Source organism: Pseudomonas sp. FeN3W (genome assembly GCA_030263805.2).
Taxonomy (GTDB): Bacteria; Pseudomonadota; Gammaproteobacteria; order Pseudomonadales; family Pseudomonadaceae; genus Stutzerimonas; species Stutzerimonas stutzeri_G.
On the sequence record CP136011.1, the window covers coordinates 245,337 to 261,287 of the forward strand.

General features: G+C 50.2%; 15 protein-coding genes. 12 read left to right on the forward strand and 3 right to left on the reverse strand.

The window, feature by feature from the left end:
• Nucleotides 1–157 precede the first annotated feature (157 nt).
• The 4 genes from P5704_024820 (at nt 158) to P5704_024835 (ending at nt 2,271) form a co-directional block, all read left to right on the forward strand.
• Nucleotides 158–628 (forward strand): hypothetical protein, encoded by a 471-nt coding sequence (locus tag P5704_024820; GenBank protein ID WOF82022.1) that lies wholly within the window; start codon nt 158–160, stop codon nt 626–628.
• A gap of 26 nt (nt 629–654) precedes the next feature.
• Nucleotides 655–1,113, forward strand: coding sequence for a type II secretion system protein (locus P5704_024825; protein ID WOF82023.1), 459 nt, complete (start codon nt 655–657; stop codon nt 1,111–1,113).
• 53 nt (nt 1,114–1,166) lie between these two features.
• The gene (locus P5704_024830; GenBank protein ID WOF82024.1) at nt 1,167–1,655 is read left to right on the forward strand and encodes a hypothetical protein; all 489 of its coding nucleotides are present in this window, start codon (nt 1,167–1,169) and stop codon (nt 1,653–1,655) included.
• Between the two features lie 70 nt (nt 1,656–1,725).
• Nucleotides 1,726–2,271 carry a hypothetical protein gene (locus P5704_024835; protein ID WOF82025.1) on the forward strand — a complete coding sequence of 182 codons (546 nt, stop codon included), beginning with the start codon at nt 1,726–1,728 and terminating at the stop codon, nt 2,269–2,271.
• A gap of 44 nt (nt 2,272–2,315) precedes the next feature.
• Here the strand turns inward: P5704_024835 and P5704_024840 are convergent, their stop codons facing one another.
• A complete protein-coding gene (locus P5704_024840; GenBank protein WOF82026.1) occupies nt 2,316–3,401 on the reverse strand; it encodes a transposase in 1,086 nt (361 codons plus the stop codon).
• Between the two features lie 39 nt (nt 3,402–3,440).
• Here P5704_024840 and tnpA point away from each other — a divergent pair, with 39 nt between their 5' ends.
• Entirely contained in the window at nt 3,441–3,839 is a 399-nt protein-coding gene (tnpA, locus tag P5704_024845) for an IS200/IS605 family transposase (GenBank protein ID WOF82027.1), read from the forward strand.
• 104 nt (nt 3,840–3,943) lie between these two features.
• Here the strand turns inward: tnpA and P5704_024850 are convergent, their stop codons facing one another.
• Nucleotides 3,944–5,146 (reverse strand): RtcB family protein, encoded by a 1,203-nt coding sequence (locus P5704_024850; protein WOF82028.1) that lies wholly within the window; start codon nt 5,144–5,146, stop codon nt 3,944–3,946.
• A gap of 203 nt (nt 5,147–5,349) precedes the next feature.
• Between P5704_024850 and P5704_024855 the strand changes: the two genes are divergently transcribed.
• The gene (locus P5704_024855; protein ID WOF82029.1) at nt 5,350–7,023 is read left to right on the forward strand and encodes a hypothetical protein; all 1,674 of its coding nucleotides are present in this window, start codon (nt 5,350–5,352) and stop codon (nt 7,021–7,023) included.
• A gap of 99 nt (nt 7,024–7,122) precedes the next feature.
• Entirely contained in the window at nt 7,123–7,365 is a 243-nt protein-coding gene (locus tag P5704_024860) for a (2Fe-2S)-binding protein (protein ID WOF82030.1), read from the forward strand.
• 30 nt (nt 7,366–7,395) lie between these two features.
• Here P5704_024860 and P5704_024865 read toward each other — a convergent pair whose 3' ends face one another.
• Nucleotides 7,396–8,562 carry a hypothetical protein gene (locus P5704_024865; protein ID WOF82031.1) on the reverse strand — a complete coding sequence of 389 codons (1,167 nt, stop codon included), beginning with the start codon at nt 8,560–8,562 and terminating at the stop codon, nt 7,396–7,398.
• A 203-nt stretch (nt 8,563–8,765) separates the two neighbouring features.
• On the opposite strand from P5704_024865, the gene P5704_024870 reads away from it, so the two are divergent.
• The 5 genes from P5704_024870 (at nt 8,766) to P5704_024890 (ending at nt 15,819) form a co-directional block, all read left to right on the forward strand.
• Nucleotides 8,766–9,095 carry a hypothetical protein gene (locus tag P5704_024870; GenBank protein ID WOF82032.1) on the forward strand — a complete coding sequence of 110 codons (330 nt, stop codon included), beginning with the start codon at nt 8,766–8,768 and terminating at the stop codon, nt 9,093–9,095.
• A gap of 293 nt (nt 9,096–9,388) precedes the next feature.
• On the forward strand, nt 9,389–13,099 hold the full coding sequence (locus P5704_024875; GenBank protein ID WOF82033.1) for an ATP-binding protein: 3,711 nt from the start codon (nt 9,389–9,391) through the stop codon (nt 13,097–13,099).
• Complete coding sequence (locus tag P5704_024880; protein ID WOF82034.1) at nt 13,092–13,727, forward strand: hypothetical protein; 636 nt, start codon at nt 13,092–13,094, stop codon at nt 13,725–13,727. The genes P5704_024875 and P5704_024880 overlap by 8 nt, the downstream gene beginning before the upstream one ends.
• The gene (locus tag P5704_024885) at nt 13,724–14,983 is read left to right on the forward strand and encodes a hypothetical protein (protein ID WOF82035.1); all 1,260 of its coding nucleotides are present in this window, start codon (nt 13,724–13,726) and stop codon (nt 14,981–14,983) included. Before P5704_024880 ends, P5704_024885 begins: the two co-directional genes overlap by 4 nt.
• Nucleotides 14,968–15,819 (forward strand): hypothetical protein, encoded by an 852-nt coding sequence (locus tag P5704_024890; protein WOF82036.1) that lies wholly within the window; start codon nt 14,968–14,970, stop codon nt 15,817–15,819. Before P5704_024885 ends, P5704_024890 begins: the two co-directional genes overlap by 16 nt.
• Nucleotides 15,820–15,951 lie beyond the last annotated feature (132 nt).

Below are 15,951 nucleotides of genomic sequence, written 5' to 3' on the forward strand. Positions count from 1 at the left end.
AGGAGCACTCCATTAGAAAAGACACGCAACGTTCTTGGTGATGCGAACTGTAACGGTGTTATTGACACCTGTCAATCCCTGTTGAGCGCCTGCGTTGACAATTTGCACTATTCGGATATGATCCCATGCTATCAGCTTTTGCCAGGAGTCAGGCGTGATGAATGAAGTGCCGAGCAATATTGAACCTCAAAGCGACTTCACCTTTGCTGAGATTGTCCTCGGCATGGGCATGATCGCCATCATAACCATTATTTCCATGTCCTTTTATTCGAGTGCGAATGATGCATTCGTGAATCAGAACATCGTAAAAGCAGTCATCTCTTCGCTGAACAGTTCGGAGCATACCGATCTGAATCAAGAAATTCATGGGGTCAGGCTAAGCTCAACCGCACCATCTGATAAGGCGGTCGTTACGATTCATGATGTGGATGAAGACGCATGTGTGCAATTGGCCTCCATGCTCAGAAAGGAGCGGCTTGAGGTTGGGTTTGTGGGATCCAATTTGAACTCGCTATCGGTCTGCACCACAGGCAACAGTCATTCCATAGAGGTTTCGGCCTTTGAAAATACGATGCCTAAGAAAGCCCTTTCTCAGACGTTTGCGACAGCATCAACTGACACGTTCTGAATCAATAACAACCGATGGATTGAAGAATGAAGAGTGAAAAGGGCTTTACGCTTTTCGAAATGATTTTCGTTATGCTGGTTTTATGTGCCATCGTGTTCGCCTCATTGATGAGCATGGTTTCGGCGAGCTCAAATTACGCCAAGGTTCTCACTGCCACCAAGCATTTACTCGACAGCCACGAGCCATACAAGAATGATATTTTGGTAAATGGTATAGCAATTGCGCTTAATAAGGATGGTTCAGTAGCCAGACTGCATAATGTCGACCATACTCTTTGCGATTATCTAATGAAAGCCGGGGACAGCATTGGGTTGAAATTCAAGATAGAGGGTTTTTCGCCTGATGAAGAAAAAGCATGTAAAGGATTGACAAGTGGAACACTGACTGCCAGTACAGATGTGATTTATTCACCAGATCCGCCAGAGAGCACTGTGCAGAATCATGTGAAAAATAAGCGTTCTTTCAATACAACGGGTGGATTCTAAACAAGAACATTCGGTATCCTATTGATATAGGTAATTATCAATACGCGAAACCAATGAACATCAAAACCCAAATCATGGAACTGCATGCCAGCGGCATGTCAAGAACCAAAGCCGCTAAACACATTGGCGTTCCAAAAGAAAAATTCGATGCAATGTTGGACATCCTGAAAATCGAATGGAAGCCACGCATTCGTGGCGGCAACATTGAGATCAATGGCGTGAAAGACACGCTAGAGAACCATGCCAAGCGTCAAGGTATAAGTCCCCATACGCTTCGCTATCGATTGGCAAAAGACAAACCACTGGATGATCCAGCACCAGCAAAACAGGTCACCCAGCAAGAGGCTGAGCGTTTTTACCTTCTGAGAAAGGAAGGTGTCCCTGCATGGGATGCTGCCAACCAGGTGGGTCGTCCCTATCAGACACTTCGTATTGCTGCTAAACGCCTCTTTCCTGACTACGAAAGCGTTGTAAAGGCAGCCCCACGAATTCGCCGTCGCCCTGAAGAGATGCAATGCAGCCCTTTTAGTGAAGTTGCATAGCCACGGCGGTTCTTGATAACAAAAATAGCCACTTGCGTGAAAAAACGATTCTGCTAATAGGTTACCCCTAATGACTCATTTCAAAAAATCACTGGAAGAACGCTTCAAGGATGAAGAAACCATTGGTGTCTATGTTGAAGATAGCGATACAGGATTAAGTGAGTCGGAGTTTTCACAACGGTATCCAGATAAAGAGTTCTCGGGAATTTCCTTATTGCCCAATGGCGAGTCGTTTTTTATCTGCACCAACTCTGCGAAATTTGTCATCCAGACGCTTCAAGAAGGCGAGCTTTACGGATTCGTGACCGATGACAATCCATCAGTCACGCACAGTGAGATTCTTTCATCTGAGGGGCATGACTTCGCCCTACTCAGAAATAGATACATTGTAGACCTATGGATTAGCCACTTCACCGGCTGCGAGAAGCAAGTCGTTTATGACCTATGGGATGTAAATGACCATGCCAAAATTAAAGAGATCTATGGTGATCCTACGGCTTGGTTAAAGTACGAAGAAGGTAGAGAGTGGGTGAATTATGAAAGCATGAAGTCAACGGCCAGGCCAAGAATGAGGGTCTTGCCAGACATTGATGCGCAAAATTCCCCTGATATCTAAGTAAACTAATTTAGACTAATGCAAACTTTGACATCCTCCCTCCACTAAACGGCTTTGCCGTTATAGTGGGGGATTCCCACAACTGGACGCTCATGCCCGAGCGCGAGAACATTCTTTGCGGCGTTAACGTCGCGATCATGAGTGACACCGCACCCACAACAAGTCCATTCTCTTATTCCAAGCCCTGCGATACCTCTCGGCCTCGTACTGGGGAGTGATCCACAGCTCGAACAGGTTTGGGTGGTGTATCGCTCATCCACAACCTTGAAAACGATGCCTGCGTGCTCGCATTTATAAGACAGCATCGATTTCAACATGCCCCAGCCAGCATCCAGCACTGACTTGGCCATTTTGGTTTTGGCGAGTTTGGTTGATGAAACATTTCCAACGACGATCAGGCCACTGCGCTTTACCAGTTCACTGCTGAATTTATGCAATGCATCTTTACGTCGATTGGCGATCTTGGCGTGAATGGCCTTGGCTCTGCCCTTTTTTCCGGTACGCTGAGCCACAGCTAGCTTGTCTTCCAGATCACGATAAAATCGCCCTGATTCAAGCTTGCTGCCATCACTACAGGTCGCTGTTGTTTTCAGCCCAAGATCAATCCCCAGGCGATCTTGACCCGGATGGATTTTCTCCTCAACTTCAACAGTAACATTAAAGTACCATCGTCCACGACTGTCCTCATTGAAACTGCCTGAGCCGAACTTGAACTGACTCAGGCCAAAGCTATCCCACACTTCCAAATAGTGCTTATTGTGATAGACACATCCATTTTTGAAACTGATGCAGTCATGGCGGACGGGAATCCACCCCAATGAGCGGCGATCTCCGCCTGATTTTCGCCACTGTAGTCGGGGTTTTTTAAACTGATTGCGCCGATTAGCATATTCATGACCAATCATCTGAATGGTTGCTGAATTGATGCCTAGCTCTTTGCTCGCACCCCTGGTGTAATTTTGAAGATCATAGCCTGACAGCCAGCGCCTCTTTTCAACAATCGAACGATGGCTAATCTGGTTACAATAATTCCACACCTGGTTGACAGAAACTGCCCATGCGCGAAGCACTTTCGCATGTTTGTCACGCACCCTGACTTTCAGGGTTTTGGTATGGAGTCGGTTGATCATAGCTGTTATAGTAATAAGACGCTTACATGGTGTCAATCTATGAAGTCACATTATCACTGCGTTTACGACATGAAATTTCACTTGGTGTTAGTAACCAAGTATCGACACAAGTGCTTCACGTCAGCCATCCTTGGTCGGATTGAAGAAATCGTCCGCGAAATGTGTGAGCGATGGGAGATTCAACTTCTTGAGTTCGGTGGGGAGGCGGATCATGTTCACCTTCTGCTTAGCTTCAATCCTACTGTTCAACCATCAAAATTTATTAATAGTCTGAAGACTGTAACGAGCCGATTAATTCGCAAAGAATATGCAGATCACATGAGTACGTTCTACTGGAATCCTGTGCTGTGGAGCAGAGCATATTGCCTTCTGACTGCTGGTGGCGCCCCACTGGAGGTATTGAAGGAGTACATTGAGAATCAAGATAGACCGACCTGAGCATTTGCTGCGCTATCCATCTCCACCCAAATCAAAGATTATGGATGGAGAATTCCGCGCGTTTCGTTAAAAATGGTGCGCGATTTCTCACGCACCGCTTCCCATCAGGCACCCTTTACGCAAAGAATCTGCTTGAGCTGATGGATAACTTCGACCAGATCACTCTGGTTTTCCATCACCTCATCAATATCCTTGTACGCCCCTGGGATCTCATCAAGCACCTCGGAATCCTTTCGGCACTCGACACCCTGAGTTTGCGCTCGCAGATCCTCAACCGTAAAGGTACGGCGCGCCTGCGCCCTGCTCATCTTTCTCCCCGCACCATGTGAGCACGAGCAGTACGACTGCTGGTTTCCTTTGCCCCGCACGATGTAGGAACGCTGCCCCATGCTCCCTGGAATGATGCCCAGGTCGCCTTCGCGCGCCCGAATCGCGCCTTTACGCGTCACCCACAGGTTTTGACCGAAGTGGTTCTCACGCTCCACATAGTTGTGGTGGCAGTTGATCGCTTCCTGGGTGATCTCAAACGGCTTAGGCACCAGCCGGCGCATAACGGCAACCACCTTTTCCATCATCTGGCGACGGTTTTCCATTGCATAGTCTTGAGCCCATTGAACGGCCTCAACATAGTCGTTGAAGTCGTCGCTCCCCTGCGGCAGATACGCAAGATCAGCATCTGGCAGCGTAATAAAATACTGCTCCATCGTGCGCTTGGCTTTCTCGATGAAGTAGCTACCGATCATGTTACCTACCCCACGAGAACCTGAGTGCAGCATGATCCACACGTCCTGATTCTCATCCAGGCAAATTTCGATAAAGTGGTTGCCTGAACCCAGCGTGCCGAGTTGACCCGCCGCCTTGTCCCAGCCTTTGCCCGCAAACACACCTTCGCTGATCGCATGGTAAGCACGCGAGGATGGCTTAGGCAGCAGTTTGCCATTTGCGCTTAGCAGATCATTCTTCTTGTGCTCCCCGCCTTTTCCAAGCGGAACGTCTCGCTCAATGGCATTGCGGATCGCCTTGAGGTTATCAGGCAGATCGGATGCCTTGAGGCTCAGTCGCACAGCGTTCATGCCGCAACCAATATCAACACCCACAGCAGCCGGAATGACGGCCTTGTCGGTTGCAATCACGCTGCCAACGGTCGAGCCGAAGCCCGCATGCACATCCGGCATCGCCGCCACACCGTTCTTGGCAATGAAGGGCAGACGGGACAGATTTTTGAGTTGGACGAGCGCAGCATCTTCTACATCGTTCGTCCAGATCTTGATTGGAACGCCACCGTCTTCCCGGATTACCGTTTTCATTGCTTTTCTCCTGTATTCGAGCCTTTATTATAGTTGGTATAACAGAGTTGTCAATACACGATAATCCTTTACTCGCGAGCCAGGCCGCTGCCCCTGAACCATCTGATCACCACCTGGCCTTCCCTCAATGGCACCGCTGACCTTCAAAATGCCCTTGTCACATAGCCTGCGCGTAAACCACAATCAACAGATAGGGGGAAGCAATGCATACGAATTTAAAAACAGCCATTGCCAATGGCGACTACGAGATTGCGTTTCACGGAACGGCTACCCGGACGCGAGCATTCACCAATGAGCGGATTGGCTTTGGCGCAGACGCCAACAGTGCCCTTGGCCTGTTTCTAACCGAGCTCCCTGAATCGGCGGTTGAGTATGCCGATATGGCGGTTGCCTCGAAGGAAGGCGATGAACCCATAATCTACGCCGTCGCCTACCCGGCGCGCAAAACCTACAGGTTCGCCAGCCATGAGGCTTTCTATGGGCTGGATGGCGAGACAACTGATTTTACGGCGTTCCGGCACCAGCTCATCAATCAGGGCTTCGATTCAGCTGAATTTGAAAGCGGTGAAGACGTAATTCGTATATGCCTGAACCCAGATCAGGCACTGATCATTGCAGAGATCGGATCCGAGCAAGCCCTCACACTTGAACAGGCCATGTTCGACAGCCCAATGATACTTGATCTGCTTGCCCGGCACGGCTGGCTTGACCTGATTCAGGATCCTATGCCGAGCCCTGCCCCATTCGCTTCGGCTACGCTTTCAGACTCGATGGCCATGATCAACCGGTGGCTTGAGCAGTTCGATGGATTCCCACTTGAATGCGATGGCATGACCCGCGCCATCTCAACCCTGCTCCACGCCAACCATATCGAACATGAGGTTCATGCTGGGCGTATTTGCTCCACGACCGAAGAACAAAACGGCATCAGCCACTATTGGATCCAGTTTGAAGATGGATTCATCATCGACCTGAGAGCCAGGATGTGGATGGGGAAACAGGCGCCCCATGGCTACTTTCTCAATGGAAACATTGATGTCAGCTATAAAAGCGCGGGCACAGTCGATAATTTCACGCTTGATCCAATCCTCTTTGAGATACTGACCGAACGTTCGATTGATGCCGTCACGCCTTTTCCGGCGCATGCCTTGAACAGAAAGCCCGTCAAGCACCCATTGCTTGCAAATACCGTCGTGTCAGACAGCCTTGGAAACCCACTCAGGGTTTTCCGAGGCGAACATGGCCCAGTAGATCGTGATACCGCGTTGCTGAGCACGCATCTCCCGTCAATCACGTTCAGCTCCTGTTCTGTGGCCAACACCTATGCCATTACCCCAAATGTCAAATCGACATGGAATGAACAATTGAGCCAGCCTCGTATCGTGCCCTGTTACCTGTCCATCACAAATCCCGTGTTTAGCTCCAAACGCGATCCCTACGTTGATTACACGGATCTTGTAAGCCTCATGGGCACGACTGAGGCGACCAAGGCGTTTCTGCGCATTAGCCGCAGCGTTGAAGACACCAATGCCTTCCACGAGCTCTCTGTAGAGTATGGTGTTGAGACCCTGTCTGATTTGATCAGATGCGCACCAGAATCGCTTACCGAGCTCTATGGCCTGGCCTGGGAACTCCTTGATGACCCGGAGTTCGTTAGCTGGTGCATCAGCAAGGGTTACGATGGAGCGATCAACCTTGGAAGCGGCGCGTCTCTGGATACGCTCGAATACCGGGTTTTCGACACAAAGCAGGTTGTGTCAGCCATCACCCTTGAAAGCGATGCGGACAGGCCTCTTGAGTACGGTACTCCATCCACAGTCATCAAGCGTGAAGAAGGCTCGATACACTCACGTCACGCGACTTCGCCGAGTCCTTAAGGCGCGCTTGCAATCGTACCGCTCTTATTGACAGCGATTATCAATCAGGCCATCATCCAAAAATGATCGAGAATCATATTCATTTAAGGGTGGTGGCTAATGTGGGTTTGCATATGCCTGGGCGTCAAGGACAGTGATATCGCACGGCTTGTTGCACAAGGCTTTCAAAGCATGGATGCCATACAGCAGCAAACGGGCCTCGGAACCAAATGCGGGAAATGCAAAACGCTTGCTGGCGAGTTAATCGAAGACCTTACGCAGGCCATTCGCCCTATTACCCATGAAAGCAGCGCGGTCAAACAATGGTCTCCAGCCGATGGATCAATGACTGGCCGGGACTAGCAAAGCGTGTACAAGTCGATATTCATGGTGTCAAATTGATAGCTCGTGGGTTATGAGGCTCCTCCTAAGGGATGGATGCGACGCCAGGATGTCAGGAGGCAGAATCCTGGCAAGCTCAGCTTTTACTGACTCATTTGTTGCAAGCGTCTCTAGTCGTTTCACGAGCACATGGATCCGCGACAGCACTTCAGGTGACGCGTCGATTGCATCCCGCAGCCCCGATAGGAACAAGGGAGAGGAAAGCTTGATGTTCAGGTAATCAGGGCCAGGTGTGTCCTTTGGGCTGAAGGGGAGCGCATCGCAGTCAGTATTCAAAAAATGATAGGCGTAATACATCATCGGCTTCTTTGCTTCGACAAAGTTTTTCCTGTCAAAAGCCGAAAGAGCAGAGGGCGCCAGCGATTTAGAGCGTGGCATCTCGGCAAACAATTTGCTCGCTCTCACAAGGATACTGATATCTTCAGGATATGCCGGGTAATTGGTTGTGCTGTAGAAGATTGCTTTTGATAGTTGCTTGGCACCTATTTCGTATAGTCTTAACGCCTCTTCCATTTTAACCTTTGGCGCCGACTCTAGGTTATACAAACTAAATCCGTTTGAAATTGCTTTGCATATTGTGTTTTGATTTTTAACAAGATAGGCGGCAACCTCACGATCACTCATAATTGGAAAAAGTGATTTCTCAATTAAATGTGCAACTTGATAAGGTTTTCCGCTTTCACAAGAAAACTCTAAAATACTGTCAAACGCAAGGAAGGCAGCCTCAAAGTGGCGTTGTTTAATTAGTCGATGAAATAGCTCCTCAAATCCCTGTCGATTCCCTGGTGATCCTGATTCGCCATCAAGATGAATTGCAGAATCAGTTACCATCTTCTGGATCATTATCCGGCTGGTAGTACTGCACTCAACCATCATTGAGCAGTGCGATTTTAAATAAACGGGTAAATGCTGTATCAGGTAGATTTTAGTTTCGGGTGGAAGTTTTGATATTCCATTCTCAAAGTAGGCCCAGATCAAGCAAGCCCTAAACTTTTCTCGACCTTCAGTCTCGGATAATCTGTAAATCTCTACGGCACTTTTGTCGGCTTTCTCTATCCTGCCCTTTTCAATGGCGCAAGCGATTTGCTTGACGAGGTAACTCAGTCTTTTATAAAGAGCGTCATTTTTTGATTTTCCGTTGAGCATTAAATGGATCATAGCCTTCCTTTTTCTCTCATATTAGCAGTGCATGACGTTAGTGGGGAAATCCAGAACGCATCGATCCATTCGACTTTTGGCAACCCTCAGTCATTTTCTTCAGCAACTGTCAAGCTGGTCTCATTCTGACATGTCACCTAAAAAAGCATATTTACATAGACGTTTATTGACGATAAGCTGGCCGCTCTTTTAGGGGGTAGTCTATGGATGATACCAACGCGCTGAGGCAGCTCGTCAGTGAGAAGATAGACCAAGCACACGCTGGCAGGGAGGCTGCATTGCGCCTAATTGAGCATTTTGAATCGAGCAGTAAGCCCGCGCGCTCGCTTCACAGGCTGTCTCAATTGTTCACCCAGGCTCTCGAACAGATGAAGAGCTTCACCAGCACATCATGCTCAGCGTCAATGCATCAAAGCCTTTTGACAGCTGATGTGCTGATCAATGTGATGAGACAGATTGAGCAAGGCATCAATTGCACGAAAGGCCCTGCCGACGATACCCAAACCCGGCTGGATCCTAAAAGCGATATGTAATCTTTAGGCGCAGAGGCACAGGCGCCAGCATTCCTCACTACAGACCAGGACGGAACGTGAGTGGGTCTCTCGTCAAACATGGATCCAGCTTCCTAACACTGCATCTGTAGGCCTGACAGCCATCCCCTATGGGCAGCAATCACCGCAAACGATCCGCCTGCTTGTCTTAGCCTCTCCCTTCCCTGAAACCCCCTGATACCCAGTGAAACGGATTGGGACATCTGAATTGCTTAAATTGACACCAGTGCCAGATTCTGTTATACTTTATATCATTAGAAATCCAGGATCTCGACATGAACGATCAGCAAGAAAGCGCCGTTAACACCCCCATCCCAAGCGCAGCAGACCCTCTCTCTGTGGCTATTTCTCAGCAACAGGCTCTCGCACAGGGCGAATTCAAGCTCTTGAGAGCTTACCTGATCGATTCGCTAGCTCCAGGTCGCCGTGTCTGCTTTGAGCTCGATGGCGGTGCCGTGCTGACGGGGGTGAACGGGCGAGGCAAGACCTCACTTTTGCAATTGCTGCTGCTGTTCAATGGCACGAACCCCAACCAACTGGTTTCCAAGGGCAAATCCTCGTTCATTGAATACTACCTGCCCAACAATACGTCCTACATTGTCTTTGAATACCAGGTTGAGGACGGCAGTAAGCGCATGGTCATTGCGTATAGCAATTCGACCGGAGACAAGGTTTTCTATCGTTTTGTGCGCCAGGGTTATGACAAGGCGATCTTCGTCGATGAGGATAAGCGCTTCATCACCAATAGCGACCTCAGAAAGCGCCTGACCAACCTCAAGATCGTTCACAGTCCGCACCAGATCGAGACCTACACCGACTACCGCGCAGTCATTCAGTACAACGTTCCTCAGACCGTTGACCGCAAGCACCGTGACAAGATCAAGGATCTGTGTGCCGATTACGCCTTTACCCGTTACAACAAGCCACTGACCAATATGGATCGGCTCGGCTTTGGCATGTTCTCCCAGACCAGCAATTTCGATGTGCTCAAGTCCATTGTCATTGAATCGATCTTCGACAACCAGACCAGTCACCGTGTGGGCACACAGCGTAGCGCCATTGAAAGCTGGCCAAGCAAGTACAAGGCCTACCTTGAGGTCATGGAGGCTCAGGACAAGTACGAGGAAGCCAAGGACAAACTGCTGCTATGCGATGCCGATATTGCAAGCCTGTCTGAAATCCGTGAGCAGGTCGCCCTGCTTCTCGATGACATGACGATCAAAGAGGTACAAACCCAGGCATCGCTAGACCAGGCCAAGCATTCGCTAGCCGAGGAAGTCAGCAGCTACAACGACAGTCACATGCAGCTTGAGTCCCGTCGCGTGCAGCATGTCATGCGAATTGAACAGCACACACGTGACATCGCTGCCATTGATGCAGACAAGGCTCAATACGACTCACTGGATATCCATACCAAGCAGATTGAATACGCCAGTCGCCCAAATGTGGCAGGCCAGCTCAATAGCCTGAAGGCCAGAAAAGATGCGATGACAGCGTCGCACACCCCTATCGTAAGCCGCTTTGAAATGATCAAGGCCGAGATTATCTCGCGCTTTAGCACTGCGCAGCGCCTGCATATGGCCGCAGTCGATGAATGCCGTGAAGCCTCGCAAGTGAAGCTTGATGCCATTACCGCCAATAACCGCGCGGTAGAAGAACAGCACCAGGCTCAGTACCTTTCCAAGCGCAGCGCGTTGATGAATGAAATCCAGGCATTGTTCCAACAGCTTGGTGCGTGCCAACAGAACCTGAGCAACCCTCAGGTTCCCGAGTCAATCGTTCAGCTGCTAGCCAGAGCCGATGACACCTTGACGACAACCCGTGTTGCTTATGAAAAGCTGCGCGAGATTCTGATTGGCGCCGAGCAGGAGCTGGCCAAGGCCAAGAAAGCAACCGAAGCGGCACAGGATAAAGTCAGCCGGGGCGCTGAAGAAATCGTGCGTCAGCGCGAAAAAGTCGATCAGATCATCAAGGACAATACCCCGGCCAAGGATTCACTCCTTCATGCATTGCGCGAAACCAAACCCGACTGGAACACGGATATTGCACGGGTAATCCGTACCGACATCCTCCATCGTAATGATCTATCGCCTACATTCTTCGAGGGCACGGGGATCTATGGGCTTGAGCTCGCCCTGGATAATCTGGATGCCTGCCCTGAGTCCGATCCTCATTACCTCCAGCAGCTGGTTGAGGACGAGCAGCGCAAGCTCGACAAGATGGTCAGCGCACAGAAAGAGCTCGAAACCACGCTGAAAAGCCTTGAGCGCGTTGAAAACGAAAAGTCCCAGGAGGTTTCGGGGCTCAAGCGTGAGTCGATCAATTCCAAATCTCAGCTCCAGCAGGCTGAAGCCGCGAAGGAAAAGGCCAAGTTCGAATTTCAAAAAGCCCAGAAGCATGCCAAGGACATTGCTCAGAGCGCTGCTGACGACGTTGAGCAAAAGCTGAAGTCCGCACAAGCGTTGCAAGAAGATTTTGAAACCAAATCAACGCAGGATCTCAATGCTCGGAAAATGGCATATGCCAAGCAGGAGCAAACGGCCAAGGATGAGCGCAATGAGGAAATCGCGCGACTTGAAAGGGAGTTCAAGTCCAAGGAGTTGCAGCGCGAGGTCGATTTGGCAAACTGCCAGCGCGAGTGCAATGAGGCACTTCAGGAAAAGGGTATCGATGCGCAATCCTTGAAGGCACTTGATGACCAGATTCTTGAGTGCGAGCAAAAGCTGGAATACATCGACTCCTTGAAGCCCCTGCTTGGAAAGTGGGTGAACTGGCACCGTGAGGTTTACATCAAGCGAGATAGCTTGGCCAACCTGATGGAGCTTGAGATCGAAAGCAATGAAGAAGTTGTCGCATCCCAGGCTGCGCTTAAGCAAAAGCATGACGCGCGAAAGACCGAGCTAGGTGAGACGATCACTCAGTCAGAGGATGCGCTGAAAAATCTTGCCGCCCTGAAGACCCGTGGTGCCTTGATGGGAGATCGGCTGGCGCAATACGTGCTCCCTTCACGGCATCAACACGTAGACCCTTCATGGTCTATCGATGGCCTTTCACAGTTGATGGCCTCGGTGCTTGAGTCCCTTGAGGCTAACAACAAGGGCCTGGACAAGATGGTTTCGTCGCTTAAGCGTAAATTCGAAAAGACTGTGAATTCGACCGTCTTCGAGACCTATGAGCATTATCGTCAGAATCATACGATGGACAATGCTCGCGACTACATGGCGTTCTTCGAAACCTGGTACACCCAGGCGCACCAGAGTGCATTCGATACGCTTCGCTCGGTAGCGGTATTGTTTACTCAGGACATCATCAGCTTCCACGACAAGCTCAAGACCTTCTCTGACAAGCTCAACCGCTTCAACCGTGACCTGCAAAATCACCTCAGCGGCTGCAACGACTACTTCCGGGAGATCCAGGATCTAAGCGTTCACATCTACTCGGCAGTCGATGAGCTCAAATCATGGGGCACCATCAAATCTATCGTCGAGAACCGTGGTGATTGGATCAATGGCCAGGATCGCCTGCCCGATGGCAAATTCGTCAGCGATGTCGAGATGCTGCTTGAACAGTGGGACATCAAGAACGGCATTACGGCTGAATTCATCCATCTGATCAGCATTCGGGGACAGGTGACGGAGAACGGAAATGTTCGCAAATTCAAGCGAAGTGAGGATCTGAAAGGCGTTTCCTCAAATGGCCTGTCTTACCTGATTCTGATTCTTCTGTTCGTGGCGTTCTGGAACAAGATCAAAAAGGATTCGCCGGTTAATCTGCTGTGGGCGCTCGATGAGCTCAAGGTCATCAGTGAGAACAACATCGAAAGCCTCATGAGGCTGCTGAGAGACAATCGTATTACGCTGGTCAGCGCATTCCCTGATCCAGACGTCAATACCCTTCGCCTGTTCAAAAACGCATACACCGTCGATCAAGACCGCCGACTGGTCAGCACACGCATTGCCAGTGCTCAGGAGAACCGCCATGTTTGAAGCCACCGTAACGCGCCTGATGTCGGGCCAATTCATTTGTCAGGTCAGTGATCCGGTCGGTTATGAGTTTTTGACTCGAAACGACCTGCACAACGGCAAGACGAACAGCGAAGACGTTAATCAGTTCCTTGCTCGCGTTGGCATGAAGCTGTCAACCACTCAATCTGGAACCGCCTTCTATTGCAGCCACCTGGATATTGATGACCAGGGTAAGAAGGCTGCCAAAGCATTATTTGCTGAGCTTAAGAACAATCTCCGTCTGCTTGTCGATTTCTTCAAGCTGGTCATGGACACCACCGGGAATGACTTTTCGGTCAACCCTGGCCAAAAGCTGGATTTGAACCGCCTGGGGGCTGTTATCAGCCAGAACCAGAACCTGGTTGAAGCGCTGCGCAAGGTCGCTCTGATGTGCAAGGGCGTGGGTGGCGATACGGATCGCGGCAGGCTGGAAAAGGTCGTCAAGAAGCTCAAGCTCGACGGCTATCTGATTGAAGTCAACAAGGAGCAGGATATTTACCAGTTCACGGGTAAGGTCGAGTTCTTTCACGACACCCTTCAATTCCTCATGCAGCATGATCAGATCAGTGAGGAAGATGAGGCGTTCAATGACAAGGTGGACAGTCAATGAGCGCCAGCAACAGCGATTACCAGGACATCGTCAGCTACATAGAGCACCTGCATTCATCCAGGCACCTGATTGCCCAAGCCTATTGCGATGGAAGCATTGACATCCTTGAGGAAAATTCGCGCCTGTTGCGTCAGCTTCAGCAAATCCGCGTGATGCGCAACAACGTGAACCGTGAAGAGAGCCTGCGCCTTTCTTCAGTCATGATGAAAATGCTCGACCAGGCTGTTCATCGTGTACGCACGATGAAGGGCTCGACCAACCTGAACGACCACATCTCCAGAATGTATACGCTGGCCGAGGGATACCTGAAAGCTGGTATTGAGGGTCGATTGGAAGATCAGGAGGTCTATAGCAGCGACTTCGACCTGGCGGCTTATGACGTGGCTGAAGAGGTCGACGTGATGCTTATGCACGTTGACACCATGGCCCATAACAATTTCGCCAACGTCTCAAGCTACAGCGAAAAAATCAGGCAAAACGAGCACTACCTAAAAGAGATGAAGCGCCTCGTGGATGCAATGGGCATCCTCAATGATCCGGCGTTGATCGACATCCTTGAATCAAGCCTCGACCTACAGCCGTTGTCACTGGTTTACTCCTCGCACATTTTGAACAACATGCATAAATGGCGCGCCAAGCTTCTGGATATCATCGCCCACCTTGAGCGTTACATGCACAAGGTCAGGGAGATTGAGCCTAAAGCCAGGCGAATTCGCGTGTTCAGCATGTTTTTCCATCGACACCCGGAATACAACCCACGCGAGACAGAGGAATACCCTCATATCCCAGAATGGGCTTACCGGCATGAAGGGCTTAATATCAACCCAGTCCCTGACGTGCTGAACGAGGAACAGGCCGAGCCACTGATCCCTATTGCATACTCGATTGAACGGGCCGATTCGATTACGACCAAGGTTCGTCAGGGTGGCATGCTGATCGATGACGATGAGGATCTGGAGCAGGTTGTGTACATCCAGCCGACGCCGTTCGAGGAGGCGGTGCATCAGCTCGTGAACCATGCGAGAACCGCAGGCTCTGAGGTTTCTGCCAAGGCGTTCTTTGCATCCAATCCGCTTGTAAATGAAATTGCAGGCAGAGTAACGCTGATCTGTCTGGCATCCTTGTTGGACAACTCCCCAAAAAGCAGCCTATTCGGCTTCGATGATCTGACCGTAGAGCGAGAGGTTGAACAGGAGCTGGATCCTGCCAGCGGCAACGTCTTCATCGAGGATTTCAAACTATGTCTGCGTCACTGATACGTACACTGCTACGCCTGCACCAGAAGCGCCCTGAAACACCTCAGGGCGGCGTAAACCTGGTTGAATTTTGCGAGGCCTATGGATTGGGTGAGCTACGCAAGGGCAAATACAGGCTCACAGAGGCTGACTATGATGAGACCGGCGTCTACCTGACCAACATCGCCGGCATAGACCCCAATACGCCTACAGACGCCTGGGACGGGCTCACGCGGCATGAGGCTGCAAACCTTTCTGCAAACGAGAAGATGACGAGCTCAAGGGTGAAAGAGGGTCGTGTTGCGATCAAGGCTTTGCCTGGCAAGAGGCTTTCCGTTAACGGATCGCTATTGGCCATGCCTGATGGGGCTCACCTTGATATGCACTGGGATCAGATATCCCTTGGCGCAATCCATGCCAGCGTACTGGTGATCGAGAACTGGGAGAATTTCGAAAAGGTTCATATAACCCCTTTGATCGAAGGGATTGAGGGCAATCCGCTGGTGCTGTACCGGGGAGACCCCATGTACAACCAAAAGTACAGCAAGAAGCTTCTCGAAAAACTAGACATTCCCGTGTACGCGTTTGTCGACCTTGACCCGGAGGGGTTGATCATCGCAGCCACCCTACCCTGCTTTCAAAAACTGGTGGCACCTAGCAATGAGGATTTGCCAGCGCTGTTTGAAGGCGCGAAGAACGCTGATCGGTTCATTCGCCAAAAGGCCGTGAATATTAACGCGCTTGCTAGTCTTTCCAGCCCTCAGCTAAAGCACATATGGATGCTGATGGATAAAAGCTCTGCCGCGTTTCCCCAGGAGAAATTCATCGAGGCGCAAGGTGTTTCAATCCATAGCTGATATATTTTTCACTTATGCTTTGATCGTATTAATCATGGCAATCATGGCTGCGGCTTTATTTACCATTTATTATGTTTTAAGTAATATAAAGCCTTCTTTTAATAACTACGACGATGCCGCTTGATACTTTAG

Excerpts from the sequence above, each read along its gene's own strand:
- P5704_024820 (WOF82022.1), top strand. The coding sequence starts at position 158 with ATGAATGAAGTGCCGAGCAATATTGAACCTCAAAGCGACTTCACCTTT.
- P5704_024825 (WOF82023.1), top strand. The coding sequence starts at position 655 with ATGAAGAGTGAAAAGGGCTTTACGCTTTTCGAAATGATTTTCGTTATG.
- P5704_024830 (WOF82024.1), top strand. The coding sequence starts at position 1,167 with ATGAACATCAAAACCCAAATCATGGAACTGCATGCCAGCGGCATGTCA.
- P5704_024835 (WOF82025.1), top strand. The coding sequence starts at position 1,726 with ATGACTCATTTCAAAAAATCACTGGAAGAACGCTTCAAGGATGAAGAA.
- P5704_024840 (WOF82026.1), bottom strand. The coding sequence starts at position 3,401 with ATGATCAACCGACTCCATACCAAAACCCTGAAAGTCAGGGTGCGTGAC.
- tnpA (WOF82027.1), top strand. The coding sequence starts at position 3,441 with ATGAAGTCACATTATCACTGCGTTTACGACATGAAATTTCACTTGGTG.
- P5704_024850 (WOF82028.1), bottom strand. The coding sequence starts at position 5,146 with ATGAAAACGGTAATCCGGGAAGACGGTGGCGTTCCAATCAAGATCTGG.
- P5704_024855 (WOF82029.1), top strand. The coding sequence starts at position 5,350 with ATGCATACGAATTTAAAAACAGCCATTGCCAATGGCGACTACGAGATT.
- P5704_024860 (WOF82030.1), top strand. The coding sequence starts at position 7,123 with ATGTGGGTTTGCATATGCCTGGGCGTCAAGGACAGTGATATCGCACGG.
- P5704_024865 (WOF82031.1), bottom strand. The coding sequence starts at position 8,562 with ATGATCCATTTAATGCTCAACGGAAAATCAAAAAATGACGCTCTTTAT.
- P5704_024870 (WOF82032.1), top strand. The coding sequence starts at position 8,766 with ATGGATGATACCAACGCGCTGAGGCAGCTCGTCAGTGAGAAGATAGAC.
- P5704_024875 (WOF82033.1), top strand. The coding sequence starts at position 9,389 with ATGAACGATCAGCAAGAAAGCGCCGTTAACACCCCCATCCCAAGCGCA.
- P5704_024880 (WOF82034.1), top strand. The coding sequence starts at position 13,092 with ATGTTTGAAGCCACCGTAACGCGCCTGATGTCGGGCCAATTCATTTGT.
- P5704_024885 (WOF82035.1), top strand. The coding sequence starts at position 13,724 with ATGAGCGCCAGCAACAGCGATTACCAGGACATCGTCAGCTACATAGAG.
- P5704_024890 (WOF82036.1), top strand. The coding sequence starts at position 14,968 with ATGTCTGCGTCACTGATACGTACACTGCTACGCCTGCACCAGAAGCGC.